Source organism: Pseudomonas sp. MWU16-30322, from assembly GCF_020515535.1.
Lineage (GTDB): Bacteria > Pseudomonadota > Gammaproteobacteria > Pseudomonadales > Pseudomonadaceae > Aquipseudomonas > Aquipseudomonas fluorescens_H.
In genome coordinates this window covers 41,124-52,847 of the sequence record NZ_JAIWYL010000009.1, presented here as the reverse complement: position 1 = coordinate 52,847, position 11,724 = coordinate 41,124, and the positions used below count along the sequence as shown (strand labels likewise).

At 51.9% G+C, this 11,724-nt stretch carries 10 protein-coding genes; 3 read left to right on the top strand and 7 right to left on the bottom strand.

What is annotated here, in order from left to right:
• The first annotated feature begins 14 nt into the window (after positions 1-14).
• On the top strand, positions 15-443 hold the full coding sequence (locus LCH64_RS19350; RefSeq protein ID WP_226501013.1) for an SMI1/KNR4 family protein: 429 nt from the start codon (positions 15-17) through the stop codon (positions 441-443).
• Between the two features lie 307 nt (positions 444-750).
• Here the strand turns inward: LCH64_RS19350 and LCH64_RS19345 are convergent, their stop codons facing one another.
• Positions 751-3,690 carry a DEAD/DEAH box helicase family protein gene (locus LCH64_RS19345; protein WP_226501012.1) on the bottom strand — a complete coding sequence of 980 codons (2,940 nt, stop codon included), beginning with the start codon at positions 3,688-3,690 and terminating at the stop codon, positions 751-753.
• Between the two features lie 284 nt (positions 3,691-3,974).
• Here LCH64_RS19345 and LCH64_RS19340 point away from each other — a divergent pair, with 284 nt between their 5' ends.
• Entirely contained in the window at positions 3,975-4,610 is a 636-nt protein-coding gene (locus LCH64_RS19340) for a hypothetical protein (protein WP_226501011.1), read from the top strand.
• 494 nt (positions 4,611-5,104) lie between these two features.
• Here LCH64_RS19340 and LCH64_RS19335 read toward each other — a convergent pair whose 3' ends face one another.
• Complete coding sequence (locus tag LCH64_RS19335) at positions 5,105-5,545, bottom strand: hypothetical protein (protein ID WP_226501010.1); 441 nt, start codon at positions 5,543-5,545, stop codon at positions 5,105-5,107.
• Positions 5,546-5,629: 84 nt separating this feature from the next.
• Between LCH64_RS19335 and LCH64_RS19330 the strand changes: the two genes are divergently transcribed.
• Positions 5,630-5,896 (top strand): helix-turn-helix transcriptional regulator, encoded by a 267-nt coding sequence (locus LCH64_RS19330; protein WP_226501009.1) that lies wholly within the window; start codon positions 5,630-5,632, stop codon positions 5,894-5,896.
• Between the two features lie 42 nt (positions 5,897-5,938).
• Here LCH64_RS19330 and LCH64_RS19325 read toward each other — a convergent pair whose 3' ends face one another.
• From LCH64_RS19325 to LCH64_RS19305, 5 genes are all read right to left on the bottom strand, one after another.
• Positions 5,939-6,331: a hypothetical protein gene (locus LCH64_RS19325; RefSeq protein WP_226501008.1), complete on the bottom strand. Its 393-nt coding sequence runs from the start codon at positions 6,329-6,331 to the stop codon at positions 5,939-5,941.
• Complete coding sequence (locus LCH64_RS19320; protein ID WP_226501007.1) at positions 6,324-8,333, bottom strand: integrase; 2,010 nt, start codon at positions 8,331-8,333, stop codon at positions 6,324-6,326. The genes LCH64_RS19325 and LCH64_RS19320 overlap by 8 nt, the downstream gene beginning before the upstream one ends.
• Positions 8,326-9,840 (bottom strand): site-specific integrase, encoded by a 1,515-nt coding sequence (locus tag LCH64_RS19315; protein ID WP_226501006.1) that lies wholly within the window; start codon positions 9,838-9,840, stop codon positions 8,326-8,328. Before LCH64_RS19315 ends, LCH64_RS19320 begins: the two co-directional genes overlap by 8 nt.
• Positions 9,837-11,054 (bottom strand): site-specific integrase, encoded by a 1,218-nt coding sequence (locus tag LCH64_RS19310; protein ID WP_226501005.1) that lies wholly within the window; start codon positions 11,052-11,054, stop codon positions 9,837-9,839. Before LCH64_RS19310 ends, LCH64_RS19315 begins: the two co-directional genes overlap by 4 nt.
• A 142-nt stretch (positions 11,055-11,196) precedes the next feature.
• Positions 11,197-11,715: a single-stranded DNA-binding protein gene (locus LCH64_RS19305; RefSeq protein ID WP_003228709.1), complete on the bottom strand. Its 519-nt coding sequence runs from the start codon at positions 11,713-11,715 to the stop codon at positions 11,197-11,199.
• Positions 11,716-11,724 lie beyond the last annotated feature (9 nt).

Genomic DNA, 11,724 nt, shown 5'->3' with positions numbered 1-11,724 from the left:
TACGGAGGGCTGACATGAAGTTCGACTGGAGTTCTTTTGGGATTGAACAGGGATCCTCAGTGGATGCCAATACGATTTCCCAAGTAGAAAAACTACTTAGCGTGAGTTTTCCAAAGTCATACTTGGATTTGGTCACATATTCCGATGAGGCCTCTCCAGAGAAGTCTTCATTTCCATATGGCAACGAAGGGACTTGCATAAGCGAATTCTTTTCTTTCTCACCTGACGTGGCCCCATATACCATCTCATGGTACTCAGGAGCGGGAAAACCCCCAGGGCTTCCCGAAAAAATGATACCTATAGCAAGAGATGCGGGTGGTTATCTGATTTGCCTAAATTTCAACATACCCTCGGTTGCTGTGGAAATATTTGATCCGAACTCAAGTAAAACCAACTTCGTTGCTAAAAATTTTGATGATTTTGTGAATTTGTGGAGTGAGTAAAACAACTAGTGTTGCCGCTGATACGATTTTGACCCAGGCTGCCTGAATTCATTGATCTATCCAAATATTCAGCGAACGTTGGGTTTACGCGAGGTTTCACAGGCCGCATATAGGTCAGTCAAAATCAGCAACTTTGGTCAAAATCGTATCACCGCCAACAGTTTCTACGCAGCCTCGCCCGATAACGGCCGTCTAGGGACGAAATATACAGGTCGACCTCAGCGATTTCGAGTTCATGGTCGTCCCTGACACATCTGATGGCAATTGGGCTGAATGTTCTGCGCCACCAAGCGGTAAGCGATCCTAATCAAACGCTGGTAATAACTCGGATATCCGAACCGGACACGCTCTTGATGTACGCGTAACTGGTGCCGAGCACGGCCAACTGATCAGCGGAAACCCTGCCTGCCGATATAGCGGGTTGAACTATTACAAAGCGGAACACCATCTCGTGGTCGTGGCACTTGTTGCGCAGCAGCTCCAAATCCATGGGCTCACCCTTAAGAATCCTGTCGAAACCTTTGGGCAACGATTGCTGGTAGCGCTGCAATAACCGGTTGAAAAACTTTTCCTCCGTGTGCAACCACTTCACCGAGCGTGATGCCTGGCCGCAGACCTCGTAGACGTCTGAAACGCGCGCGCCCGGCCGCGCCTCGCCATCTAGCTGAGGGCAATACTTGCAGTGGTACAGGTCGACAAAGATGGCGTCCTTGCTGTCCTTGATCGCCACCAGGTCGGCGATCTCACCGGCACCATCATCGTTGAAAATGAACGTGTAATCGTCCTGGATTCGGCTATAGGTGAATCCCTGAACGGTGTCCGGGTTTCGGTCCGCCCGCATCGACTCGCTATGGATCTGAGTCGTGCCCCAATCCCAGGCTTCGATCAGGGCGACCGGCAGCTTCAGGTCCAAACTGTTGGGGGAGAAATAGCGGTAATTGCCTTCGACGATCGAACCGTCGACGGCCAGCAACACCAACGGGTTGGTATCCAGGTATTGCTCGAACGAGCCCTCTTCAGCGAAGACGATCTTGACCCCCGGGCAGGAAAATTTGTAGCCGTCATCCAACAGCCGGATCGTGATATCAGGAAGTTTGCGCTCCGTGCCATCGACTGCCTTCGCGCTGATGGGCACTTCCAACGTCAGTGCATCGATTCGCCGAGGCTTGCCCAGTTCGACATCCAGCAGGTTGAACACCTCAGCCAGGTACGCTAGCGAGATCTTCTGCTCATTTTCGATCAGGATCGACGCAGGCCAATCAGAATAGAACAGGCCCTCGGGCCACGTCCGCTCGATCTTTTCCGAGCGAATCACATCCTTTAAAACTTCAGAGGGGTTGATCGTCGCGTCGTTGAGCTTCTGCGAGGCACGCTTACACCACTCGATCCAGTCGTTGATGCTCGACGCGTTCATCTCCCAGATCTTGCCCTTATGCGAACAGCCAACGGTGGTGCGCTGGCCATCTTCGTAGCCGGTTGCGAAGATGTTGGACTTCCTCGCCGTGCCGTTCTCGATTTCACTGATGACGGTATTGATGTCGCGCCCAACGTGCATGGTGAAGCGCAAATCCTTGCGCATGCGCGACAGGCCCACGTTCTGCAGCTTCATGAGTTTGATGCCGTGCAGGGTGCGGAAGGTCGGCTCGCCGCTGATGCGTCGGGCATCCTTGGCGATCAGGCTCAGGAACCGGTTGGTTTGGGATTCATCCCCGGAAGAGTGGACGAACAGCGTCCTGTCGGGCGCATGGTAGTACGCCAGGTAGAGGATCCAGTTGGTGTCCACAATCGTCGACGTTTGTGCCCAGCCGACAGGTGTTTCGCGCCGCGTTACCATGATGATGGTGTTGGCCTCATCGTTGATGGATAGGAGCTGCAGCGGCTCTTTCTTTTGCGAGAAGTGCTTGGCCTTCTCGGGTCGCCAGTCGTCACGCTCCACGTGGTAGGCGATCGCACTGATCTTGGGGTTGGGGTTCAAGCCGAAAATGTCCTCGGCATCGGCATCCTCAGGAAACTGTTCGGTGAACGTTTCCTTCTCGATCTCGCGGGCGATCTTGTCTTGGCTGACATCGCGGATCACCGCACTCCAGTCGGCACTTTCCTTGTACAGCACCGCCATCTGGTAGTCGACTTTCTGGTTGGCGATGTTGGAAACGAACTTGGCATCACCGAGCGTATCATCGACTCGTGTAAGGCGACCAATAAACTGCAGGGTGACGGCGGGACTGCGGTGCTGGTCGTGGATAGCCGCAATCTTCAGCTGCGGCAAGTCGAAGCCTTCCCCCAGCATGTCCACACAGACGATGATTTTGTACTTCTTCTCGACGATTTCACCCAGTAGCTTGGCCCGATTCGGTACCTTGCTGTGGATGAGGATGGGCGAAAGATCCTCATGCTGTTTGTACAGTTCAAACAGTGCAGCGGCGCGTTTCTGTGACCGTGCACGCACCATCAGCAGGTGGTTGAACCCTTGCGCCCGGTCATTTCGCAACAGCTCGACTGCCTTGTCAGCCACCACCTGGTCAGCCAGTTCCAAGTTGTACTCGCGCACCGGATGGAACTCGATCGCCTTGAAGTAGCCATCGATCTGGGCATCCTTCAGCGGGTAGTTGTAGATAATCTTGCCATCCAACGGCTGGTTGTCCTCCCGGAACGGAGTGGCGGTGAATTGCAGGCAGGGCTTGTCTTTGAACGTAGTTTTCACCCTGTCCCAGGTCAGGGCGGCCACATGATGCGCTTCATCGATGATCAGGTGGCTGCACAACGCCGCCAAGGCCTCCAAGGCCGGTTGGTCGAAACGCTGTAGCGCTTGCGGCGTGGCGACGATCACATTGGCATCAGCCAGCTGCTGGACCTCGTCAGAGGCCAGACCTGAGCCGATAGCCCGCACCACCGGGTTGAGTGCCGTGACCGAAACGGCACCAATCTCCCGTAGTTTTTTCAGTTCAAGGCATTTCTCCACCAGCTGCAAACGCAATGCGTCGGAAGGCACCAGAACCAAGGTTCGGGGCAGCCGCCCGGCGATCAACAGTCCGAGCATGGTGTCAGTTTTCCCGGTCCCGGTCGGCATTACGATCGTCGCTGTCGTGGCGGGTGCCATCACCAAGTGCCCCAGTGCTGCGTAAAGCGCGGCAAGTTGCGGCTTGCGCAAACCCGGCGTCTGCGTTTCCCGGACGGCCAGATTGAAATTGAACAGATGCTGCTGCCAACTGCGATAGACGTCCGTGTACTTCCCTGCTTCAACGGCCATTATGGGTACCAGGTGGAGGATGAGGATTAGTCTTGCCTAGCTAGATGGCCACATGCTAGCAGCGAAGCGCTGGCGCGGTGTAGCCCTTCAGGAGCCATCACCGCAAGCCGAAGCGTTGCGACCCCGCCAGAAGCGGACATCGACCGTCTACGAATTCAGAGGCGATTCAATCTGCGCCAATTGGATTGCAAAATGCCATCCGTCCTAAGAGCATACATAGTCACCGGCGGCGGCCAAAACGCTCGTCTTCCAACGATTTCCTTCAGTCTCATACGGAGCAAGAAATGTACTGCACCCATTGCAGCGCATCCCACGAAGAGCTTGACCGCTTCTGCCGTCAGTGTGGACAAAGCTTGGCTGCCTCCCCGCAGCACAGTTTCGTCAACTATGGGGACCATAGCTTCAACGCTGGTCAACACAACGTGTTCACTGGGAATACAATCAATCTGGAAACAGACCGAACCAGCTCTGAGCCGCAAGCTTACATTGATCGAATCAAAACTCGTCCTCTAACGGTTGCGGGACATCCAGTTAAGGCCGCTTGGCTCACATTCTCAGGCGCTCTTGGAATAGTGGGAAGTATCGCCAGTATTTGGAGCGTCTGGCAGTCCACAACTCAGTATTTCTGGATATTCGTGATGGGATTCAGCATGGTCACGTTACTGGTGGGCATGTGCCTTAGTCGCCATCGCTTCACACGGCTGTCTCATTTTCTCACTATCGAGTCGAACAAAGCCGGCGATGTTTTTCTCACCAAAATTGAAGGCAGATGTCCAAAATGCGACGGTGTATTGAAGCTGCGAGATATTGGCGAAAAAGAGCATAGGACCACGATTGTAAGATGTACCCGCAATCCCGCTCATTCTTGGCTGTTTGACCCAACAATACTGGGCGAACCTAGTGTCGAAGATTCTAATTAATCTCAATCGGAGGACTCGCACCAACAGCTCGAGACCAGAGCAATCTTTTTGGAGGGCGTCAACGGGAACAAGCTGAGCACGACCATACAAGGTCACTCGAATCCAAAGGGGCATCGCCCCAAATAATTACGAAATAGGCCGAAGCCGCAAAAGTGAAGAGTCAGAAACGGCGAATCCCGCTCTAGGCGGGATTCTCAGCCGTCGATTGCATGCGCTCGACGGGGCAGGACGCTGTCTCCTGGCACTGGGCCATCTGACTTTCATCAGAAGCGGGGCGCGATCCAAAGATCCCTGTAACCCACCCTATGGTACACGCCTTGGCGCATGCCAACATTAGTCAATTCGTAATCACTGTGTCAATCATGTTGTCACATCCTGGACCACATAGATTCACACAGATCATCCCTCAGAAACTTAAATACAACTGCAGCCACAAGGCGTCCGAAGTAAAAATCAAGTCACAACTCCTTGCACATTACCGCCAAGTGTAACAACTAATCTTCAGCCCCGCCTTCAAATACTAATACCTCACTTGACTCTATACGATCCGAAATACAGCCAGCTCCGGCGGAAATATAGCACCCTCTCCCCAAAACCCTATAAACATGGTAGCAATCGCCAGAAATATACTTACCCTTGGATATACATAATAATTGCTCCATCAACCAAGACCCGCTTTTATTAAAATATCCAGGACTGACTAACCGTACTTCTTCAACTTTTACCCACTCAGATCGAGATAAAACCAAACGTTCAAGACTAAAAACGTCGGACAGCATCAACATATCTCGATATTTGCCGTCTTGAGTTATTTTAGCCAGCGTCACATAAAACCAGGGCTGATGAAGTCCATGCTCAATAAAGCGCCAGAGGTGACAATCTGATCCGAAAGCCTCACCAATCTGAATTTCAGCATCTGCGTAGGTACGAAACATAGCATCACTCCATTTTATACTCTATCGAGTATGGCACTTTCATTCCTGTGAAGGCCTTATCGTTCCTTTTGCGAGTAATGCACATTGGAACTGAAATACGCATTTGGGCAGGCCCTGCGAGAGCTCAGAATGAGCAAGGATCTGTCGCAGGAAAGCATAGGTGCAAGTCAGAGCTACGTGAGCGACGTTGAGCGCGGCCTGAAAACCCCCTCTATCGAAAAGCTGGATGAATTCGCCTCGACCATTGGCATTCACCCCGTGACGATTCTTGCAAAAAGCTACCTTGTTAAAGATAGGTCCCTGTCAGCGGAAGACCTGATCGCACTGGTACGTAAAGAGCTCGACATGTGATAGGTGAGCCGCAAAAAGATAGAACATGCAGCGCTCTCGCCTTCATCTCTCAATATCGGGTAATGGCGCATCAAGCTTGTCTTTCGACAAACCATGCTTATAGGCATTGTACTGCCAGCGAATAAACTGCTCGAGCAATCTAGAACTCTCAGCCCGAAGTCGATCATTTTCATTTTCGAGACGCTTGATTCGTTGCTCGGCAATACTCAAGCTTGCGGGCCTTTTCCCAGCGACAAAGCCTGTTTTTTGCTGCTCTTTCTTATGCGAGAACGCCGTCTTAACCTGGTCATGCGAGCTAAGTGTCTGTCGAGTCGGTCGCCCACCAATAAGAGGTGCAACGGCATCGCACAGCGCATCCCAACTCAACTTTCCTTCCCACACATCGATAATATTGACCAAGACTTCGATGTCCCTGCGGGTCAAATGCCTAGCCATCATTCCTCCTAAGCAGCGCTCGCATATCATCAAGCGAAGGCTGGCCTGACGATACTGTCGGAAAACGATCTGAGGCCTTAGATCCGGCATCCAGTTCGCGCTTAAGCGGGCTGAACTCCTGATCGTTACTCAAACAAATTACCGATCCTATCGGAGTTTTTGGCGACTCGAGTATTTCAATGAGCTGACTGACGCGCTCCAGTGTTTTATGTTGATGTTGGCTCCACCGATCGGCGCCATAAAACCCGCCCTCACTTGCCGCTCGCGCCTTTGCTAGCTGCTTGCGAATCCCATCGCGTTGCTCAATCAACCGCTCCAATCGTTGATCGTCTCCCTTGATACAAACCTGCTCGGTGCAGTTCAAGCAATCACGGTGCTTCTGGCATGGCAACATGGAGAAGTCATGGACGCAGAACCCATACTCGGTTACGTGAGCGATCCCGTCACCCATGGCATTCAGGTCAGCAAGCGTCACCGGCGTGTTCGCTCTAATTTTAGCGAGAATGCCCCCTACTCCAGCCTGCCTAGCCAGATCAACATACTCATTGTCACTCATGTGATTGTAGGTAGCGTTTTGATGGATATTCGCGCGACCAGACCACTTGGCGAGATCTAGCTGACCGAGGTCTCCCCTCTGAGCAATCGTGTTTAAAAAGTGTCGCAACTGATGCGAAGTCATGGAAATTTCGTTGCCATCCGGATTGGCGTAACCATGACGACGCCAGATATTGCTCTCTTGTCCTGGAATATAATTCAGGTCGGTCGTGAAGGTGCTTTTACCCGGCGACCAAAGCAGTAAAGGACTGGTCACACGATCAAGGTGAAATTGGTGAAGGCGGAAGCAGCAAAGTGCTTGCGAATACCTGATATGCCGCTCCTTGTTCTTCCAAGGCCAGCCTTCCGGTAGCTGGCTATGAGCAAATGTGTTCAGGAATGCCAAGGTCAACCGTTCTCCCTTCGCCTTGAGTTCCTGATAGGGCTCGTAACCTTTGAAATAAGGATCGACATTCAGATGCTGTAGGGATAAACCGAGCGCCATGGCAGCCTGTTCATCCGATAGCGGCTCCAGCTCGCCAACATTTGGGCAGCCAGCATGGCGATAAAACTTATCGGGCTGTGTTTCATACCAGGTAGCTAACCTTCGGCCTTCTTCAGACATCTCAGCCAGACGACGCACAGCTTCGACGGCTATATCCTTTGTGACGGTCGAAACCCACTTGATATCAGCGCCATAACCCTTACCAGCGTAGAAGCGCAGACCAAGGCGCTCTACACCTTTGCTGTCGACCTCTACGTGCAAGCAGTTAATCGGTAGGTCCTGAACCTCACTGATACGTGATGGAGCACACATCAATAAAGCGAATATCGAAGTCGTGAAGCGATCTCGAGGAGCCTGAAGATTGTTTGCGAACATCTCACCCATATACTCAAGCAAGTGCTGTTCGGGCATTTTTTCAGCTCGCTTCTTTTTCCCCTCCATGTCTGTTCGGTGTATTTCCTTTGGCTTAGAGATCGGATTTCTCCATTTGATAGGCCTTGGAATGATTTTACTTTCGTTGAGAAAATTTATGAGGTGCACCAAGCTACTGCCCGCTTGATATGCAGTCGACTTGTATTCTCGGGCAACCTCAGCGGCCACATCCATAACTTGAATATCTGTTAACGTGATATCCGCTCGCCCTTTGACTTGCAAAAGGGCCTTCTCGATGCAGCGAATCGCTTTAAACTCATTCTTGAGCTTATTGGGTTTATGCCCCTGCTGGTACCGCACATACGCCTTGGCGAAAGGGACGATTTCGAAATTTAGTAGCTGGCTTTCGGTAAATCCACGAGCGGGTGCCCCCATGATGGTGAAGTTACCCACTCCTGGCCAAGTGTCTCGCTCCCACTCGAGATCAGCCCCGAATACCATAAGCCTGTCACGACACATTTCAATGAAATCACTGAGATTGGTTTTGGCATCGATTACATGCTTCGGTCTGAACAGGAGGATTTCAGCCACGACCGACCTCCTTTTTCATCGAAATACAGCGGCTAACCACATCGCTTACAGCAAGAATCAATCGGTCGTTTACGGAAGCGATTTTCCTGTCGTCCGTCCGTTCCATGACCTTGTCGCGCTCATTGATCAAGCCTTCCAGGACAGCTTCATGTGGACCGTCCAACCACGGTTGGAAGTGACTGCAGGTGTAACAAGCAATGGGGGCAAGGGCGCCGCAAAAACCATAGCTACCGCAGGTGCCAAGATTTACAACGCCATTCGAAACTCTGCTGTTTGGGTCATCTCCGCGCTTCGCGTCTCTCTCAGACACGACAAGCACGCCTTGAAACGCTTGTGCGATAGGCGCCAACTGCAAGGCAACCGCTTTATCAATTCGTTCGACAATCTCAGGAATGTTCCGGACGTACACTCCAGCGTTTTGAGTATCGGAATGATCAAGTGCTTCCGCAATGATAAGTTCGCCCCTGCCCTCTCTGGCTAAATTGGTGCCCAGCGTGTAACGAAAGCGGGTCGGGGTCAGGCGCAGTAACCCCCCTGTGCGCTCACTGAAAACGCTCGTCGTTTTTGCCACCAGATCCATCGATTCCTTCACTGAGGCGCTGGGTGCGTGCAAATGATCTCCTACCAATTGGCTTCTGAGATCGGATCGCACATCTAACGCACCGATTTCTGGAAATAGCGGCAGCTCCCCCACCAAGTCCAGCGGAACCTCTCTTCCCAGCCTGCGGGCGAATGCACGCTGAACTTCTACCGCTTGCTGCTGCAGAATTAGCCAGAGGTCTTCAACTATCGAGAATTCTTTGAAAGATGTGCGCCAAGACTGATTACGCTGCTTAGCACGGGGAAAACTGATGAAGTATCTGTCTGATCGACAAATAAGATCGCGCAATTTCAATCCGGTAATCTGACTAGGTCGCCGCCCTGTCATGGCCAAAGTCAGTGCATAACATGCATCAATCAGCGCCAAGCGATTCGCCACGTAGTCCCTGATGACTGCTGCGGTAATGCCCTGCATTTCGATATCTGTCAGCGGCCCGCTATCGGGGCACATCGATTGGACCGCATAGCCTTTTTCATTCCCTTTGAGCGTCCATTTGCCTAGTAAGGTTAGCGCGTCTTTAGGAATACCTGCATATCCAAGCCTATCCCACTGCCTTATGAGTCCACGCAGTGTGCCCAAATACCATTCCAGTTTCGCGTCCAGGGAGGAGCGGTACGAAATCAAAGACTCGACACTAAAAATGGGATGTTCCAGCGTTGACTCAACATAGTGTTTGTACCGCTCAAACAGATTCCGCGTGTGTGAAGGCGCACTCGTCTGCGCATAAAACGCTAGCACATGCCTTAAGGAGAGATACATCTCAGCATTCAGAAGTTTTGCCATTGCAAACATTGGGATGTCTATATCCCGATTCAGCTTCCATCGCTCCCCATCGAGCCTTACTAAATAACCGTCCCTTGAGTAAAACTCTTTATTGGAAAATGCGTACGATTTGAGCACGCTCATACAGGAACTCCCTTAAGAACCTTACCAAGATGCTTATATTGAAGCTCAAGAACTGCTTTACTTGCCTGTTCTTTGGTATGCCTACGGTTGTAGGTCGCAGCGGTCCCAGAAGTTTCACTCCAACCCATGAGATATGAACGAATCTTTTCTTCACGCTGAGGTGTGATGCCTTGGACTTCGCAGATCTTCGAGAAAGAATAGTTCCAATGGTGGCGTAGTGAGTGAGCGTGGATATCGCTATTACCTTCGACGATATTTTTCAGCATACCCATGAACTTACCGAACCCGGCATTCGATAACGGTAGTCCCTGCGAACCGCCCGACTTATGCGTTATGAAGAGATAGCCGTGCTTTTTGGCGCCAGGCACTTTATTTCTAAGCCTGATTACATAGTTATAAATCTGATCTGCAAGTTCAGGTATCAGCGGGATGACCCGCTCCCGCGTCTTTACGACTGGCTGATAGGCCCTAGCATCCCCCTTTGAATCGGGGCGCCTGACGACCTGCATTGTATTCATTCCGAAGTCTATATCTTCGACTTTTAGATTTAACAGCTCGCCACGGCGCAGCCCAGTGCTACGTAGAATGGCAAACATCAGCGCGTTACGTACCTGGACGGCATACTCTCGCACCGGGTTGCTGGCTGAGCCTGGCCTCAGCGTAATTTCGAGCGTATCAAGCACCGCGTCATCCAGATATTTGTCTTCTCGACTCACATTGGATTTATCCGACGTCTTCGGTCGGTTGGCCTTGATCAGCGACACCATTCGCCCAATACCATCATGGCTCGGAACAGAGGTCGGTAGATTCTGGTCTGCGAGAAAGCCCAAATAGTCAGCAATTACTGACATCCGCGTGTACTGATTGCCCTTGCTTACGGTTCGCACCCTGCGGGAAATTGAAATGACACTCCCCCTATCCTCATCAGCCAAGGGCTTCTGCATGAAATCACGCAAGGAATGGATTTCGTGACCCAGCAGCAACTCACCAGACGAAAAACGCGATTCGACATCAATGTTGTAATAACGCTGCCATGCATACATGGCTTTGAGGGCACTGAGTGCGCTTTGAATTGTATTCAGCGCTAATGAGCGTCCGCGCATGTGCACGGTCACGTAAAGCGTAGGGTAAAACAGAGGCATCCCAAGCTCATCGACGAGAACGATGAGCCGCTCGCCATTTGAGGACTTAACCCTACGAAGAGAGAGGTTCATAGCAGCCACCTATTCTTTACATTTTTACAGGGTAGTACCTCACAGGCATTTGCTCAGAATATTTTTAACGCTCAGAAAACACGAAGCCCCCGCATGGCGGGGGCTTCGTGGTTAAACCTTACAAAAAAGTCTAAGGTATGCGCTAGAACGGAATGTCGTCATCGAAGCTGTCGAAATCCGGAGCCGGTTGCGGTGCAGCCTGCTGTGGAGCCGGGGCTGAGCGCTGTTGCGGAGCCGACTGCTGGGGGCGTGGAGCCTGTTGACGTGGCGCCTGCTGCTGGTAGTTGTTGCCACCGCCTTGTTGATCGCCCTGTTGAGGACGGCCGCCGAGCAGTTGCATGGTGCCTTGCATGTCGACCACGATTTCGGTGGTGTAACGCTTGATACCGTCTTTTTCCCACTCGCGGGTCTGCAGCTTGCCTTCGATGTAAACCTGCGAACCTTTACGCAGGTATTCGCCGGCGATTTCGGCAACCTTGCCGAACATCGAAACACGGTGCCATTCGGTCTTCTCGACCTTCTGACCGGTTTGCTTGTCGGTCCATTGTTCGCTGGTTGCCAGACTCAGGTTGGTCACGGCGTTACCGTTAGGCAGGTAGCGAACTTCGGGATCCTGGCCGCAAGTGCCGACCAATATGACTTTGTTAACCCCACGGGCCATAACGTTCTC